The sequence below is a fragment of the Candidatus Erwinia haradaeae genome, from assembly GCF_900698935.1.
GTDB classification, from domain to species: Bacteria; Pseudomonadota; Gammaproteobacteria; order Enterobacterales; family Enterobacteriaceae; genus Erwinia_E; species Erwinia_E haradaeae_D.
The window spans coordinates 394,283-413,184 of sequence record NZ_LR217715.1; the positions used below are offsets into that span (position 1 = coordinate 394,283).

Annotated in this window: 10 protein-coding genes; 8 read left to right on the top strand and 2 right to left on the bottom strand. The window is 33.6% G+C overall.

Annotation, left to right across the window (positions count from 1 at the left end):
- Positions 1 to 12: 12 nt before the first annotated feature.
- From dxs to ERCIKOCA2762_RS01200, 6 genes are all read left to right on the top strand, one after another.
- Positions 13 to 1,878, top strand: a complete 1,866-nt coding sequence (gene dxs / locus ERCIKOCA2762_RS01175) for a 1-deoxy-D-xylulose-5-phosphate synthase (RefSeq protein ID WP_157988398.1) — start codon at positions 13 to 15, stop codon at positions 1,876 to 1,878.
- Positions 1,879 to 3,016: 1,138 nt separating this feature from the next.
- Positions 3,017 to 3,259, top strand: a complete 243-nt coding sequence (gene ubiK, locus ERCIKOCA2762_RS01180) for a ubiquinone biosynthesis accessory factor UbiK (protein ID WP_157988399.1) — start codon at positions 3,017 to 3,019, stop codon at positions 3,257 to 3,259.
- Positions 3,260 to 4,432: 1,173 nt separating this feature from the next.
- Positions 4,433 to 4,924, top strand: a complete 492-nt coding sequence (locus tag ERCIKOCA2762_RS01185) for a CvpA family protein (RefSeq protein WP_157988400.1) — start codon at positions 4,433 to 4,435, stop codon at positions 4,922 to 4,924.
- A 35-nt stretch (positions 4,925 to 4,959) separates the two neighbouring features.
- Positions 4,960 to 6,450 carry an amidophosphoribosyltransferase gene (purF, locus tag ERCIKOCA2762_RS01190; RefSeq protein ID WP_157988401.1) on the top strand — a complete coding sequence of 497 codons (1,491 nt, stop codon included), beginning with the start codon at positions 4,960 to 4,962 and terminating at the stop codon, positions 6,448 to 6,450.
- An 850-nt stretch (positions 6,451 to 7,300) separates the two neighbouring features.
- Positions 7,301 to 7,870, top strand: a complete 570-nt coding sequence (locus tag ERCIKOCA2762_RS01195; protein WP_157988402.1) for a UbiX family flavin prenyltransferase — start codon at positions 7,301 to 7,303, stop codon at positions 7,868 to 7,870.
- A gap of 939 nt (positions 7,871 to 8,809) precedes the next feature.
- The gene (locus ERCIKOCA2762_RS01200; RefSeq protein WP_157988403.1) at positions 8,810 to 9,439 is read left to right on the top strand and encodes a DsbA family protein; all 630 of its coding nucleotides are present in this window, start codon (positions 8,810 to 8,812) and stop codon (positions 9,437 to 9,439) included.
- Positions 9,440 to 9,896: 457 nt separating this feature from the next.
- Here ERCIKOCA2762_RS01200 and folK read toward each other — a convergent pair whose 3' ends face one another.
- Together folK and pcnB are read right to left on the bottom strand one after the other, a co-directional pair.
- Positions 9,897 to 10,436: a 2-amino-4-hydroxy-6-hydroxymethyldihydropteridine diphosphokinase gene (gene folK, locus ERCIKOCA2762_RS01205; RefSeq protein ID WP_157988404.1), complete on the bottom strand. Its 540-nt coding sequence runs from the start codon at positions 10,434 to 10,436 to the stop codon at positions 9,897 to 9,899.
- Positions 10,433 to 11,869, bottom strand: a complete 1,437-nt coding sequence (gene pcnB, locus ERCIKOCA2762_RS01210; RefSeq protein ID WP_232043114.1) for a polynucleotide adenylyltransferase PcnB — start codon at positions 11,867 to 11,869, stop codon at positions 10,433 to 10,435. The genes folK and pcnB overlap by 4 nt, the downstream gene beginning before the upstream one ends.
- 3,629 nt (positions 11,870 to 15,498) lie before the next feature.
- On the opposite strand from pcnB, the gene glmU reads away from it, so the two are divergent.
- Together glmU and glmS are read left to right on the top strand one after the other, a co-directional pair.
- Positions 15,499 to 16,875, top strand: a complete 1,377-nt coding sequence (gene glmU / locus ERCIKOCA2762_RS01215) for a bifunctional UDP-N-acetylglucosamine diphosphorylase/glucosamine-1-phosphate N-acetyltransferase GlmU (RefSeq protein ID WP_157988405.1) — start codon at positions 15,499 to 15,501, stop codon at positions 16,873 to 16,875.
- Between the two features lie 156 nt (positions 16,876 to 17,031).
- Entirely contained in the window at positions 17,032 to 18,861 is a 1,830-nt protein-coding gene (gene glmS, locus ERCIKOCA2762_RS01220; RefSeq protein ID WP_157988406.1) for a glutamine--fructose-6-phosphate transaminase (isomerizing), read from the top strand.
- Positions 18,862 to 18,902 lie beyond the last annotated feature (41 nt).

Below are 18,902 nucleotides of genomic sequence, written 5' to 3' on the forward strand. Positions count from 1 at the left end.
CATGAGACGTTAATGAGCTTTAAATCCAAACAGTATCCGACGCTCGCTTTGGCAAGTACAGTACAAGAATTACGTTGGCGACCGCAAGAAAGTCTTCCATTGCTGTGTGAAGAGCTACGACAGTACCTTCTTGCGAGTGTGAGTTGTTCTAGTGGTCATTTTGCTTCTGGACTGGGTGTGGTAGAGCTTACAGTTGCACTACATTATGTATACAACACACCATTTGATCATCTTGTATGGGATGTTGGACATCAGGCGTACCCACATAAAATTCTTACTGGACGCCGCGATCAGATTGGCACGATTCGACAAAAAAGTGGACTACATCCTTTCCCATGGCGTGAAGAAAGTGAGTTTGATGCACTCAGTGTTGGTCATTCATCTACTTCAATTAGTGCTGGATTAGGTATGGCAGTCGCAGCTGCAAAAGAAGCTAAAGGTCGTCGCACTGTTTGTGTTATCGGTGATGGCGCAATAACTGCTGGTATGGCATTTGAAGCCATGAATCATGCTGGAGATATGCAGACAGATCTATTAGTTGTACTAAATGATAATGAAATGTCAATTTCTAAAAATGTTGGTGCGTTGAATAATCGTCTGTCACAGATTTTATCTCACCAAGCATATGCACGTTTTCGTGCCACCAGAAAAAAAGTATTGGACGGGTTTATATCCATTAAAGAAATCTTTAAACGCACCGACGAACAGTTAAAAAGTAGCATGGTTCCTGGTGCATTATTTGAGGAGTTTGGTTTTAATTATATTGGCCCAGTAGATGGGCATAACGTACGGGAATTAATACCAATATTACATAATATGCGAATATTAAAAGGTCCACAGATTTTGCATGTGATCACAAAAAAGGGTAAGGGCTATGCGCCAGCCGAAGCAGATCCTATTAGTTGGCACTCAGTACCTAAATTTGATTTAGTTAGCGGTCTTTTACCAAAGAAAACTGGGGAATTGCCTAGTTATTCCGAGATTTTTGGTCAGTGGTTAAGTGAAATTGCTGCGGTTGATGATAAACTAATGGCCGTAACGCCAGCTATGCGTGAAGGTTCTGGGATGCTAAATTTTTCGCGTACATATCCGCAACAATATTTTGATGTGGCCATTGCTGAACAGCACGCAGTAACTTTTGCTGCGGGGTTAGCCATTGGTGGATATCGCCCTGTAGTGGCTATCTACTCTACTTTTTTACAGAGAGCATATGATCAATTAATCCATGACGTGGCGATTCAAAAATTATCGGTTTTGTTTGCCATTGACAGGGGAGGGGTTGTAGGTGCTGATGGTCAAACCCATCAAGGAGCATTTGACCTAGCTTTTCTTCGTTGCATTCCGAATATAATTATTATGACACCTAGCGATGAAAACGAATGCCGTCAGATGTTATATACTGGCTACCATTATTTAGATGGCCCTAGTGTGGTTCGTTATCCACGAGGTCATGGAACTGGTGTCGGTTTACAACCGCTATCTTCCTTACCAGTCGGAAAGGGTGTTATTAAGCGTCAAGGCACCAAGTTAGCAATTTTAAATTTTGGTACACTGCTCTCACAGGCTACGATAGTCGCAGAAAAAATGAATAGCACACTTATTGATATGCGTTTTGTGAAGCCATTAGACGAGACCTTAGTTCTGGGAATAGCAGCACAGCATCATTCAATAGTGACAGTCGAGGAAGGGGTTATTAAAGGTGGTGCTGGTAGCGGTATTAATGAGCTTTTGATGTCTAAACGCAAAGCTATTCCAGTGTTAAATATTGGATTACCAGATGAATTTATTCCTCAGGGGACGCAAGAAGAAATTCGTGTTGATTATAAATTAGATTGGGAGGGGATATACAAACAAATAGAAGATTGGTTGATACTATAATATAGTTATTGAATGACATTCAGATATGCATCACGATTAATTACAAGCTTAACAGTAATGATGTAAGGACTTTTTAATTAATATTTAATTCCATATTTGTCAGCAATGAGAACTGAGTTATTTTATCATATAATTTATGTATTGTATTAGTGATAAAATTTATATGAGTTAATTATATATTAAACATGCAGTAAATATTTACAGGTACTTACTAGATCTGCGCAGCGCTGATTTAATAATACTAATGATTTATGTGACAGTGGGCAGAATGAATCACAAATAATCATGATATAATAGTGAAAAGAAGTATATATGTTAAGTGAATGCCATAGAAATGATATTGCTTGAAATTAATATGTTGGTAACATAGAAAGATTGAGGTTTATTTTGTGTGGATATCTTCACTGTATGGATATTAACTCCCGTAACATAGACTATATTTGGCATTAGATATTTAAATTATAATTGAAATAAAATCCTGCTAAAAAGAACATTTAATTAGTATACTAGAGGAATATAATCCATGCTTGATTTATTGATGATTAAAGTTTTTAACTTATCTAAATTCATGATATAATTATAAATATTTATATAATAATTTTGTGTGAGTTTAATAAGAAATAGGTAGTCATTGATGTTTGTAGGACACTGTGAAAGAGAATTCTCTCATAGAGATGAGAGATATTGAGAGTGACATGAGAGCTGTGTGGTCATAAAAGATATTATACTTAATATGCATGGTACGCACACACTGCTATCATCTAAAATAAAAATCTGTAATATAAAAATCACTGTTGTATAATAATACTGCATAGTATGTTTGTCTACTTAGTGCTTCTTGTGGGTATTACAATACTTTCTATCTTTAAAAATATACTCCATATCAATTGTATGGAGTATGCTATTGTCATTAACATAATACTTTTTTATTTGTGCAAAAAATAATAAAAGTTTTTATAGGAAAAACTAACTTCACGATGATTGCTATATCTATAGTTTACTGTATCTAGAGTATTTTGTTAAAAAATTTGATCATAAATTTATATAGTATATCGTACTGCAAGTTAGTCCATACTAGTATATAGTAACTATTAGGAATACATATAGAGTTCATTGTTTATCTATTAGGTGTAATATTATGATTGATATAAAAACCATCGAAAGTTTAGCTCGCCAAGTTCACAATGCTATGCCTATCAGTTTTCGAGATTTAGGTTATGACATAGAAAATAAAATACGTCAAATTCTACAATCACAACTGATGCAACTGGATTTAGTCAATCGGACAGAGTTTGATATTCAAGCCCAAGCTCTTTTACGTGCACAAGAAAAAATATCCATATTAGAACAGCGATTGGCTGTATTAGAGCAACAACCGTGAGCATCATAACTAATGAGACGATATGTATCTAATTATATCTAACTTATAGATGCTATACAGTGCCATAAGGATCGTATTGTCTAGAATCCTTCCCTAACATAGTCGAAGCATGATAGAAAAATTAATGCTATTAATAATCTAACATTGAGTTCTGAAATACAGGTGTAGCATATAATAATTTATTATTCTTTCTAGACTGAATATGGAAAACTACAAGCCTGTTGCGCAGTATAGTCAATATATATTTTTAATATCCACACTGCTGTATAGTAGAATATATATGCAAAAATAATTTTGGTTAGTGTTGATCAATATGTAGGGCAGTCTAGTGATATGAGAAATACATTCTATAGACGATACATACGTATTACACTTAAAATCAGTTCATAATATTTTATATAATTTATATAAATGACGAGATGAAAGGTATACACAAAATAGTGCTTTATCTAATATTTTTTATTTTTTTTAGAAAGAACACACACAGCCTGTGTGTGTTTGCCATCAGGGATACATGATATATATATTGATATATAGCATGACTTATTGTGTCATGTCAATGACATTACATAAGTATTTTACTGGCAGCATGCTAGTAATCCCTGATTACATGGGTTTTACTCGTCAATTCACCAACATACTTCGCGAGCTTTGTGATAGTGTTGTATATTATTATGGTTAATTTATAAATTATTGAATATGTTGTACTAGCGGTAAGTTAAAAGTGTTTTGCATACACTATATCATATACTATGATGTATGAAGAACATGCTTACTCTGTAGATATTTTATAATAAAATTAACTGTATATAATTAATACTTTTCTCAAATTAAAAAAATAACATCATAATAATATTATGTCGCATAATAATAGAAGATATGCCTAATTCATCTATAATATGTAGTGGTATATACTATTTTACTAATATATTTTATTACAGTTAGTTATTTAATACTCAATTCATTAGAAGATTCAGACTCACGTCAGAAGCAGAGGTAGAATGTTTTTCTTGATCCATAGATATCTTTATCACCATGCTTATGATTATTTACCAAATATTGATTAGTAAAATATAATTTTTTTCATATATTCTCTTACTGCATGAGAGTGAGAGTGTTTATAAATTAACATATAAAGAAAGTATTTATGCAATTTTTAACTGGAAGAGACATATGATCTGGATAGACTACCTAATTATTGCGATTATTAGTTTTTCGATTCTTGTTAGTTTAACAAGGGGATTAATTAAGGAAGTTCTATCTTTGATAACTTGGGGGACAGGATGTTTTATTTCTAATTATTATTACGGATATTTAGCGTCTTTTTTAGCTGCACAGGGATTAGATAATACATTCGTGTGCAATGGAACATCCATAATATTGTTGTTTATTAGTATCTTGCTTATAGGGGTAGCCATAACTTCTATGATGGAAACTTTAGTTGTAAAAACTGGTTTAAAAGGCACTGATCAGGTTCTAGGGATGTGTTTTGGGGGGTTACGTGGTATATGTGTTGTTGCAGCTATGTTGTTTTTTTGTGATACATTTACTGATGTTACTACACTTCCAGATTTACATAAATCTCAGCTTGCTCCTCGGTTTAGTTACCTTATTACTTGGATTCAAGATTATCTCAAAAGCACATCAAATTTTCTATCACTATAGTCATGTCATTATTCAGCGTATGAGGAAATATAAATATGTGCGGTATTGTTGGGATTGCTTGTTTTACTCCAGTCAATCAGTCTATTTATGATGCATTAACCGTACTACAACATAGAGGGCAAGATGCTGCTGGTATGGTCACTGTGGATGCAGTAAATTGTTTTCATATGCGCAAGGCCAATGGACTGGTCAGTAATGTATTTAAGACTTGTCATATGCAGCGTATGCAGGGGAATATTGGAATTGGGCATGTTCGTTACCCTACAGCTGGTAGCGGTAGGGCTTCTGAAGCACAACCCTTTTATGTAAACTCTCCTTATGGCATTACTCTAGCTCATAATGGAAATCTTACAAATGCCAATAGTTTACGTAAATCGTTATTCGAAGATAGTCATCGTCATGTTAATACTACTTCGGATTCGGAAATACTGCTGAATATTTTTGCACAAGAGGTTCAGTGTTTTAAGCATCATCCACTCACTTCTACAGATATTTTTGCAGCTGTCGCTGAGTTGCATCATAAAGTAAGAGGTGCGTATGCTTGTGTGGCAATAATTATTGGTCATGGACTAGTTGCCTTTCGTGATCCACACGGTATTCGTTTACTAGTGATTGGTCAACGACAGGTAGCAGATGGTCGTTTTGAATACATGGTAGCTTCTGAAAGTGTTGCATTAGATACTTTAGGATTTCGGTTGTTACGTGATGTAGAACCAGGTGAAGCAATACATATAACGGGTGACGGTCAACTATTTAGTCAACAATGTGCGGATCACCCTAAACATAATCCATGTATATTTGAATATGTGTATTTTGCGCGTCCTGACTCACTCCTTGATAAAATTTCTGTATATAGTGCTCGTGTTCGTATGGGCGCTAGATTGGGTCTGAAGATTATCCGTGAATGGAAAGATCGTAACATTGACGTGGTGATTCCGATTCCTGAGACCTCGTGTGATATCGCTCTAGAAATAGCGCGTGTTATCAACAAGCCTTATCGGCAAGGATTTGTAAAAAATCGCTATGTAGGCCGCACTTTTATTATGCCAGGGCAAAAATTACGACGTAGTGCAGTAAAACACAAGTTAAATGCTAACCGTGAAGAATTTCGTGGTAAAAATGTACTACTAGTGGACGATTCCATTGTGCGTGGTACTACTTCTGAACAGATTATTGAAATGGCTCGAGAGGCAGGAGCTCAAAATGTTTACCTAGCTTCCGCAGCGCCAGAAATTCGTTTTCCAAACGTATATGGGATTAATATGCCAAGTAAAAATGAATTAATCGCGCATGGAAGAGAGGTAGAAGATATTCGGAAATTAATTGGTGCTGATGCTTTGATTTTTCAGGATCTTTCTGATCTCATTGAGGCTGTAAGAGAAGATAATTTAGAGATTACACAATTTGAGTGTTCGGTCTTTGATGGTATTTATGTGACGCAAGACGTGGATCAGCGATCGATTGAAAACCTACAATTATTACGTAATGATGACGTGCAAGTATTACAACGCGTAAATGAAATATAAAGTTTAGAGATATATAATGAGAGTTAAAGTCTGTTAAGTGATGCCATATTGAATGGTATTCAATTCTGAATTTTAGGAGCACTATTTTAGTTATACTTGTGTTTTTTTCGCGTCTATATACGAAATTAAAAAATTAATTCATGTTTGGTATTTTTTTAAAGCGTGTTGTCAATAAATATGATAAAAATATTATTTAACATTGCTGCTATCTATGTCTAGATAATATCTAGGTTAGATTGTATAGAGTCTAACTCTGTGTAGTCATAATAGTTGGTAGTCACCATTTTGTTTGTTCATGATTTCTATATACTCATATTAGTTTAAAAATTATTTTGATATACGATCCTAAATGTATTCTTAATCTATTATTCTGGGGGATAACTATCATAATGATGATCTACATTCAATCACGTGATGTATTATAAATATATATTGTGTGCAATGAACTATTTATTACAGTATATTGATGTAAATAAATTTCATTTTGATAAATAAAAAGCACCACAGACAAATATAGAGAATGACTATATTATATTATCGTATAGATAGCCGTACAGTGAATGAGTTTATTATCTTAAGTTCATTGATATTCTTTTCACGACTGTAAAAAATTACACATTGATATGCTTTTCAAGCATAGAAAATATATGTTTCTAAAACATGACCATCTTATTATATGTAATAATTTTTATAAATATCAGAATTTTAATACTGAATGCATGTACACCAACCTTAGTGATGCTTAGGTTTCGTTAGTTAAAATTTTATATATATCAAATATAATTTTTTCGAAAAACAGAAAATAACTTATTCTTTCTTCACTCTATCGAGTTTGTCTAGGACATATAATTTGAAACGACTTATTGTGGGAATTTCTGGCGCAAGTGGTATCATTTACGGTATCCGAACTTTACAAGTTTTGCAACAAGTCAATGATATTGAAACGCATATAATTATTAGCCAGGCCGCGTGCAAAACATTACCTTTAGAGAGTCAGTACTCAGTACGTGAAGTGCAGGGGATGGCTGACGTAGTGCACGATGCACAGGATATTGCGGCTAGTATTGCTTCGGGTTCTTTTAAAACTATTGGTATGATAATATTACCGTGTTCCATTAAGACTTTATCTGGTGTTGTGCATGGGTGCCATGATGGATTAATGACGCGTGCTGCGGATGTCGTTTTAAAAGAGCGTCGTCGTTTAGTGCTATGTGTCCGCGAAACACCTCTCCATTTAGGTCATCTTCGCATGATGACTACGGCAGCAGAGGTAGGAGCTATTATTATGCCTCCGGTATCAGCCTTCTATCACCATCCATGTAGTATGATTCATATGATTGATCAGATGGTGAATCGTGTATTAGATCAATTTGACATTGAGCTCCAAAATGATCTTTTTAAGCGTTGGGGGGGTGCCTAGTACTTATTAAGTATATCAATATAAAATATTACTTAGATGGTAGCATCCTTCTCATGGTATATATGAATATATTTTATCACACAGGGTATTGTGAATCTATATATCACTACTATAATGCTCTTTCTGTGGTGTTAGTATCACTTGTATAATGAAATAGAATTCGTTCTATCAATGATTGATACGAAAGATTCATGAAGGAATATTCGTAAGTTAAACTCTATTAAATGATTAATATTTTATATATTCATATCATCCATAGTCTTAGTGCAGTGAAATACTGTAGAAGATATCACACTATATGTTAGTATAAATTTGTAAAATTAAAATGAATCGCATCAGACGATTATGATTAATAGCAGAATACTACTTTTATAGAAAGTTATTTTTTATAAGTCAATCTATTAATAATCATGTTTTTATTATTTATTTTTATAAAAATATTATTATGATAATTTCATCATTCTGGTATTTTACAATCATATATAATAGTTTTCTTAAAAGAAGTGTTGTTATTAAAAATACCTGATATTATGTCAGTATATGTATATATATTTCATTTATAAAATATATTTTTAAATCATTTTGTAAGGATAGAGATGGATATAATGTAATATTATTAAGCAAAAGGAGTATAGATAAAACACTATATTTGTTTATATTTTGGTTTATTATTTTATTGAGACTTAGAAGGTTTCAATAAAATACATAGAACAAAACTAATCGTAGTATCATGACCATCTTGTAAATAATGAACTTTAAGCTACCTAATTTAGTAATTTCAGATTAGAAATCAGAAAAATAATATTCAGTAACGAGAGACTGATATTACTATAGAAATTTAATAATTATTTATTTTATATCAGACTACAAGCTTAATATTATTTTTTATATTTTTTCAACCGCATGATTTAACCAACAAAAGAGCAGAAGGGGTTGCAAATGAAAAATATTTTTTTAGCGATGGTTAGTTTTATGCTAGCATGCAACGTCTCTGCGGCTCCATTTGTTAATGGTAAGCAGTTTATTACACTAAATAAACCGGTCACTGCCACCCCTCAGGTTCTAGAATTTTTTTCCTTTTTTTGTCCTCATTGCTATGAGTTCGAAAAAGCATGGTGTAGTCATCAGACTGTCAGAAAAGATTTTTTTTTGCATAGTAAAATAGTCAAGTATCATATTATAAATTTTGGTGGAGAGATGGGTAAAATACTAACCCATGCATGGGCTATGGCGATAATAATGGGTGTAGAAGAGAAAGTGATTTTTCCTATCTTTGAAGGTCTATTAAGTAAGCACACCATTACAGATTCACTTTCATTAAAAAAAGCGTTTGTAAACGCTACCGGAATAAAGTCAGAAGAGTACGATACTGGATGGAATACTCCAATAGTTCTTGCTTTACTAGAGAAACAGAAAAAAATTTCAAAAGAAGTCAATCTTCCGGGTGTGCCGACTATGCTTATAAATGGAAAATATATAGTGAACAGTGATAGATTAGACACTAGTTCTATTCATGCTTATATCCATCAATATGCCAATATCGTAAGATACTTGTTAGGTCAGAAGTAAAAATATTTTTTATCAAAATAAGTCTGGTTGTACATGTTTGTAGGGAATATCTTACGAAGTATTTTTATTTTATACAATGATTTTCCTCAGAATGAGATTCTGCACTTTAATTACATATAAGATGAAGTATGGTTTTGCACCATATTAGAGTAATAAAATTATTGCTATGTTTGTGTATTAATCTTTTAGGCTATCCCACTACCTTCTGTTATGAACTATTCATATATAATGTTAATTATACTATGGCGTATAGTTTGGTATATGAATTGATCACTTTTATATGCAATAGAACGTGAAAGTTGGTTATTTGTATATTTGATGCAAGATGATTTATAATACTCATTGGAGTAACGATCCGATACCTACTAGATGATATAAAGATAAAGGTGATTTAATCAGGCTATGTGTTTGTTGTATAGAACTTCTGTGCACGAGCTAGCAATGTCATGAGAACAAACTATATCGTCTCATGCTTCTGCAGACACAATTTTGATTTTGTTAAGTCAAACAAAGCGTGTGTAACTCTTTGAATAGTACTGGTGTCAAGGGTTTTTAATATATGTGCTAAACTTTGACCGGTTGGCAGGTGGAGTAACGGGGTGATATCGAGAAGCGGGACGAGCATGAATGCACGATTTTGCATATCATAGTGTGGTACTATTAATTTCGGTGTATTTATGGTTTGTTTTCCGAACAGTATAATATCTAAGTCTAGTGTACGTGGACCCCAACGATGTGACTGACGAGAGCGTTTTTGCTCTCTTTCCATACGTTGTGTATGATTTATAAGTTCTTCTGGAAGAAGCAGAGTATCAAGAGCTACTACTGTGTTCAGAAAATCCGCTTGATATACTGAACCGTACGGTAAGGTACGATAGAGATGTGCTATTTCAAAGACCTGAGATTTCGGTAGAGATGCCAGTTTCTCAAGAGCCCTACAAATTTGATATAATGGGTTTGAAAGATTGCTTCCAAGTGAGAGGTATACACGATTCATTCTTGATAATTTCTTTTTTGGTTTTGATTCACATGATGTATAGGTGTAGCGACTTGCGTATTCAAATATTGTGGTGTGCATGAAGTAACTGTCTTACAATCCAGAATTTGAAGCATGGTCTGCTGTTGCAATAGGGAAGACAGTTGGAATTCGAACCACCAAGTGCTAAGATTTTTAAGATCATTATTATTTTCTATTTTAGCTCGCATCGATAGAAGTTTATAAGCGGCTTTAAATGTAGGATGTTCTATCATGAGAAATATTCGTTTGCTATTTCGGCGCGTAAAACGTAACTGTAGATGCCAGATATCACGTATTAAATTAGTGACACGTTTAGGTAGAGACAGGGAGCGACTAGATTTTTCCAAAATATCATTCATAGATAAGACAAATGCATCATAATATGCTACATTATTCTCTGTCGCAATAGTATGCGTGAAATTTAACTGCGGGTACCAAAACATTGCAGCAAACAAGAATGCTGGATTCACACGCATCTGATTTTGAATTCGCGTATCGGTGTTGATTAATACTAGATCAATCATTTTTTCCATATCACTATTACCGTTAGAAGTAAAGTATTGTGTAATAATAGGGAACAGTGGTTGAAAAAGCTGATATTTACATAGTTGAAGGTATGTATTGTGACCATGTCCAGTTTGAAGTAATTTTAATATCTCCTCAAACAAGCGTGCTGGAGGAATATCATATAATAAAGACGCTAATCGTGGTATTGGGTCTTTAGTTTCAGGGGCAATACCCATGCCTAGTTTGACGGAAAAACGAATAACGCGTAGCATACGAACTGGATCTTCCCGATAACGAGTTTCTGCGTTACCAATCATGCGAATAATGCCTGTTTGAAGATCACTTAGTCCACCAATATAGTCACGCACCGTACAATCTATTATACTATAATAAAGACTATTAATGGTAATGTCACGACGCTGAGCATCATCTTCAACAGAACCAAAAATATTATCACGCAATAACATTCCACTTTGTGCACATTGCGCGCGATTGCGGTATTTAGTATTTTGTTGCCTGTTTTCATGGTGACCGCGAAAAGTAGCTACTTCAATAATCTCTTCTCCGAACATCACATGGGCAAGACGGAATCTTCTACCTACTAGGCGACAGTTTCGAAATAATTTACGCATTTCTTCTGGTGTAGCATTAGTAGTGATGTCAAAATCTTTGGGTTTTTTTCCTAGTAATAAGTCACGCACGCCTCCACCTACTAGATAGGCTTCGTATCCAAATTTGTGCAGGCGGTACAATACTTTTAGGGCATTCTCACTAATATCCTGATGTGAGATATTGTGTTTTTTACGTGAGATGATCACCACTGGGCACATGACGGATCTATTGGGTGCTATAACTTTTTCGCAACTAAGGATTTTTCGACAAAAGTTAGAAACTCTTATAAAAATAGGACACCTCTATACTAACAAATATTAAATCTAAAAGAAGCTAATCATAGCTTAGAATAAAGAAATTTAGAATTCCTAAAAACATGTTCTGTACATAGAAAAATATTTTTATTAAATGCGATTACGGTATTACCATAAAGGTACCGGTATTGTTATATATCATATATTATAGATTGGTATGTGTCGGAGGATGCCGACAAGATTCACTAACTTGGACAAAATTGTTTATCTATTCTAAAATTATATTGATACGACATTATAATATCGAGTAGTCAGCTTAGTACACAGTGGCTACTCCTAGTCGCTCTTGACTGCTTCAAACCTGTGTAGTGATAGACATCGCATATAATACGAGTAACATGTGTGTATGTTATCACATGTGTGAAAGACTAACTGTGTACTGTATAGAGGAATGTCATAATATTTATTATAACGTACGTATAGTATAGTTTGTTTTCTAGGATATGGGGTATTTATTTTATCAATCTTTCGAGCTAAAAACTATGCACTGCATGTTATTTCTGATTGAACTAATTATTTAATTCTTCTATGAGAAGGCAGAACATGACATGTTGTTGGTTTAAACCAGTGATCACACAATAGTGCGGATGATGATATTTTGGAATACAATGATCACACGACTGTGATGTATATATGTTTCTTAGGGGTGTGCTGACATCATCATAATTATTATATAGGAGGTTTGATTCGATGGACTATTTGCACTGAAAGCTCTCTCTCTTTGTTCTGATGATAGACTTATGGATTTATGTTAAGTTGGAATATAATCAGACATTATAGAAGAATCAATATATACATTAATTCATGGTTTGTTTAGACGCAGGACTTTTTTAGTTGTTTTTTTTTCTAAAAGTTTTATTAGCTGTATTCAGGCGCAAATATTTAGTTAGTTAAATTCTATTGAAGATATTATGGGTTGAGATGATGATACATCACTTTTTGATTAAACACAGAGACACATGTATTCTGATCTGCGGATTTAATATACAGAATAAGGGCTACAGAAAATATGCTGAAGTGATGTGTTAGTTAAATAAGTAGAGATGTAAGTTGTATAAATTTATGCGTGATATTCATTCATTTTAGAGAGTGAAATACGTATGTAGAATAACTTTACATATTAATTTTGATAACCAATAAGTTAGTTTATTATTACTTAGTTTAATGTAGTTTTTATTTTTTCGGGATGATTTTTATAGAAATAAAAATTTTATATATAGTATATTCTATATGTGTTTCATTTGTTAGATGACAGAATGATAGTCTTTATGTGTATGAGAATACCACTGCTATAGAGCATATCGGTTGTATTTAACAGATGTATTTTGTTTAGAAAAAAATGAATTTAAACATTCATGTAAATGAAATAAAAATATATAAATAGATCAAAGGATTATTTTGAATTTAGGGTATTATGATGATAAATGTAATATGATACGCATGAAAATATTATGAATACTATATATAATATTTACTAATTAAATATATTTAATCTGTGTTATGTTATATACGTGTAATTTTTGTAGATATACTGTTTTTACTTCTGTAGATCATCTACTATTCTAGTCATCATTTCAAGATGTATGGCAGACCACTGTAAATAGTGTGTCATATACTATAATATTACATAGTATGAATACTGTATACAGGATTATTTTTATCGTACATGTAGTGCGCATATCTTTAGTATCACTTATTTTGTATATTTTCTTTAGTATCACTTATTTATATTTTATATTCTATATTTAATATTCTTTATCTTCTTTTCCGAAGAGATAGTGATTGTTTTTTTAAAATAATGTATTTTAAGACCAGAATAAATGGAGAATAAAACTACATATTATTTATTACATATGATAATTCTGTAGTTAATTTAGTTATGCTAACACGTTTGTGAGAGATCTGTGATTTAAGAAGATATCTGTTATTAAGATGTTATTAAGCTATATACCCCCCCTTCAGTTCATATAATATATATTATTATCTTGTCTTGATTTATAGAAATTTAATTCTTTTAAAATTGCATCGGATATAAATGATATGTTATGTATAAGAAAACACACAAAATAAACTTACTATCATGAATGATAGTAAAATATGGCAGTGAACATTATGCGTGCATGACTGATTGGATTATATATTTTGAGAATGTTTTTGTTGATGCATCTTAATCTGTCTTTTATGTTTCTAACAGAGCGTAAATTATTGCGCGGGACGTAATTAATAGGATTTATAATTAGACACATTCTCTAGTATTGAGAATTAAGCGACAGTCCTGAATGATGTGTTATTTTTTTATTTTTACATCTATTTAATCTCTCAAAAAAAATTAACAGTCTTTTTTCAATTTGTGGAAAAATACTTCAATATGAATGAGATTTTTAGTCGTTGTTTTGCGTGTGAATTTATAATTTCATAAAAACAATACTCTTGGATAAGATATGGTATATTAATGTAAAAAATTAATATTGTGATTGGTTTGTCATTTTAAAATATCTTATGATAGAAAAATGCTAGTATCTGTAATGCTAGTATCTGTAATATTATCTTTTAAATATCACGTGTGAAGATTGATAGTATCAACAAAATATGCACGTGTTTTAGATGTACTTGTTTTTTAATATAGTGACCATATTTTTATTGGTAAATATAGACTGGTTTAAATCTGTTGATATCTATATATTTATATGTATTTACATACAACACTGGATGGAAATAATCACCTATCCGATGTTCGTGTTTTTATTTATGAGGTTTCTGGATATAGCTCTCATGAGCTGTGTATACATTATGGTAGTAGAATAATCAGTAATTAATTAGAGGTTAGATGATTACATGGCATTTATAATTTTTTGTGCATACTTCTGATGGTCGTATGTATAGAAAGAATAATATTGTTTCTTAATACATTATCTAGTATAGCTCAAATGGTAATGTTAAATAATATATGCAAATAATATTTTATTGTTTCAGTATTGTTTTCAATAGAGCTTATGTATGTATTTTATCTGCCTTCGTTTTAGTGATCAGAGCCTGTAGGTGATATGAAATAGTTCTCGAATAGGAAGATATCGTATCAGAAGTGCACTAGCAAAGCCTGTCGAATTATTAGGTATGTACCTAACAGCTGCGTTCTGTTTACCCATATACTGCTCTAACATAATCCGGTTTTATGGTTAGATTGATGAAGGAGAATGCATAGTAGAGTACTACGTACTATGAAAGATCGTCCCTCATTATATGAGGGTGCTTACTGGTCATCCTCAGTCTACATTTTTACTACAAATGCTCATAATTTTCAATTATTAGCGGAGTTATGACATGAAGCAGAATATTCCATACAAGAATGATTGAAGATTTCGTACATATTGTGAACTATCAACGGACGCTATCCATATGATGTTTCTGTTTTTCCAGGAGTCATATGTTTGTTGATGGATGTAAATGCGTCATATTTATTCTCTCTAGACTTCTTTTTCATGCATATATTAGAATGAGAGATATTGAGTGTTATATGCTTTGTTAGCATATCTGTAGAATCAAAAAAGCAAGCATTGCATGTGGTGCTGCTGTTTTGAACATGACATGAATAATAAGTTAGGATATCTATGTTAAATTGTTCTATAAGCGCAGTAATTCTTGCTGCTGGCAAGGGAACCCGAATGTACTCTAGCTTTCCGAAAGTCTTACATTTACTTGCAGGAAAGCCTATGATTCAGTACGTAATAGATACCGCTAAAGAGATAAACACAAGGAATATCCATCTTGTTTATGGCCATGGAGGTCATCTTCTAAAAAACACTTTGAAAGATGAGCAGCTCCACTGGATCTTCCAATCAGAGCAGTTAGGAACAGGTCACGCGATGCAGCAATCCGCGCCTTATTTTGATGATCATGAAGATATCTTGCTTCTGTATGGTGATGTACCGTTGATCTCTAGTGATACACTATATCGTCTTCGTCATGCGAAGACAAATGGAGGAATTGCTTTACTAACTAGGCATTTAGAGGTTCCGTTTGGTTATGGGCGAGTTATCCGGAAGCATGGAGAAATAGTGGGTATTGTAGAACATACAAATGCTACCCAGGAACAATTGGCGATCCATGAGATCCACACAGGTATCTTATTGGCTAGTGGCGGGGATTTAAAGCGTTGGTTACAGATCATAACTAGCCAGGAGATACAAAAAGAATACTATGTCACAGATATCATTGCACTCGCCTATAAACAAAAGCGTTCGATCGTGGCTATTCATCCTTTAAGTGATATTGAAGCTAGGGGAGTGAATAATCCTTTTGAGCTTGCGCAACTTGAGCGTTGTTATCAGATAGAACAGGCTAAAAGATTACTATTAGCCGGAGTCACATTACAGGATTTCACTCGTTTTGATATGCGCGGTCAGCTTGAACATGGCTGTGATCTGATCATTGATGCTAATGTGATTATCGAGGGGCATGTGGTCATTGGGCATAGGGTTAAAATTGGTAAAGGATGCATTATTAAAGATAGTGTTATTGCTGATGATAGTCTTATTTTTCCTTATAGCATCATTGAAAATTCTTATTTAGGTCCTAGGTGCAGAGTGGGGCCATTCGCTCATTTACGCCCAAGTAGTACATTAGAAGAAAATTCAAAAATTGGAAATTTTGTTGAGATCAAAAATTCGCGTATCGGAGCAGGTTCTAAAGCGGGGCACCTTAGCTATATTGGTGACTCAGAGATTGGAAGTAATGTGAATATTGGGGCAGGAACGGTTACATGTAATTATGATGGTGTTAAAAAACACCAGACGATAATTGGTAACGATGTGTTTATTGGTTCTGGTACCCATCTAATTGCCCCCGTACGTGTGTCATCAGGGGTTACTATTGCGGCTGGTACTACGATTATGAGAGACATTCCCTCAGTAGGATTGGTTTATAATAAAAAAAAACAAATTATCAATAATAATTGGTGTAGACAAAAAAAGAAAGATAAAAAATAAAAAATTTAACAATGCAATACATACTGTATATTACTGTCAGTAAATATATTAGTATGTACAACCTGCATACATTCAGTAGACACTGGGATATTTTAAACATTTAGTAAGGTGACGTACTCGAAATTGATTGCCTATCATATTAGGAATTAAATTATTATGTGTGGAATTATTGGTGCTGTTGCTCAAAGAGATATTGCAGACGTACTGCTTGCAGGGCTGCGTTGTCTCGAATATCGCGGGTATGATTCTGCCGGTCTGCTTGTCGTAAATACTCAAGGGCAAACCAGTCTTCTGCGTCGTGTTGGGAAAGTAAGCAATCTTGTTGATGCAGCAGCGCAAATGGTGCTCTCGGGTGAGACTGGTATCGCACATACACGTTGGGCCACTCATGGTCAACCAGAAGAAATGAATGCACATCCGCAGGTATCTACTAATATTTCTGTAGTACATAATGGGATTATTGAAAATCATGAATTATTGCGCAAATACCTTCAGGGTAAAGGTTATGTTTTTTTGTCAGAGACTGATACAGAAGTAATAGCGCATCTTGTGCATTGGGAGCAAAAAAATGGTGGTTCCTTACTTGAAGCAGTACAGCGCGCCGTTCCCCATTTGCGTGGTACTTATGGAATGGTGATACTAGATAGCTATTCGCCTGGTAGGTTAATTGCGGCTCGCTCTGGTAGCCCTTTAGTCATTGGCCGTAGCATAGGTGAAAATTTTATTGTTTCAGATCCTATGGCATTATTTCCCATAACGCGTTTTTTTACTTATTTAGAAGAAGGGGATATTGCGCAAATTAGCTGTAATGATATTATAATAGTGGATCAATATAGTAATTGTGTGCAGCGTCGTGAAATAGAATCGCATTTGGAATATGAATCCTGTAACAAGGGTACTTATACTCATTATATGCAGAAAGAGATTTATGAACAACCTAAAGCGATTAAGAATATTCTTACTAGTCGTTGTACAAATGGTGTTGTTTTTTTTAATGAGTTAGATTGTCATGCTCACGCTCTTTTTGAAAAAGTACAGCATGTTAAGATTGTAGCATGTGGTACCTCTTATCACTCAGGTATGGTTTCGCGTTACTGGTGGGAATCTTTAGCAAAAATATCCTGTGATATTGAAATCGCTTCCGAGTTTCGATATCGACAATCTGTAGTGCGGGAAAATAGCTTATTTATCACCTTATCTCAATCGGGAGAAACAGCTGATACACTGGCAGCATTACGTTTATCAAAAAAACTTGGTTATTTAGGATCACTATCTATTTGCAACGTCGCGTCCTCTTCTTTGGTTCGGGAATCAGATTTTGCATTGATGACTAATGCGGGAATAGAAGTTGGTGTTGCTTCCACTAAATCTTTTACTTCCCAGTTGGTTGTTTTGTTGCTTTTAGTAGCAAAGTTCTGTGGTCTGCAAGATAAAAACTCATCAGTGGAAAAATATATTGTCGAATCTTTACAGAAATTACCAGATTATATTGATCAGGTGTTGTTACAAGACAAGCTGCTTTCTGAATTATCTGAAGAATTTGCTGATAAGAACCATGTAATATTTATTGGACGTGGTGATCACTATCCTATTGCTATGGAAGGTGCGCTCAAGTTAAAAGAGATCTCTTATATTCATGCTGAAGCATATGCGGCAGGGGAATTAAAGCATGGTCCGTTGGCATTGATTGACACGCACATGCCGGTAATTATTTTAGCGCCATGTAATACACTTTTGCCAAAGTTAAAATCTAACATTGAAGAGGTACGAGCACGCGGCGGTTTGCTCTATATTTTTACTGAGGCTCAATCTGGTTTTTTGAATAGCGAAAGAATGCGTATTATTGTCTTGCCTCATCTTGAAGAGGTGATTGCTCCAATTGTTTACATCCTTCCACTACAGTTATTGAGTTATTATGTAGCCATAAGGAAAGGAACAGATCTAGATAAGCCTCGAAACTTAGCTAAATCAGTAACAGTAGAATAGTGTTGGAAAAATTATTAGGATTCATAGAGCAAATCATACTT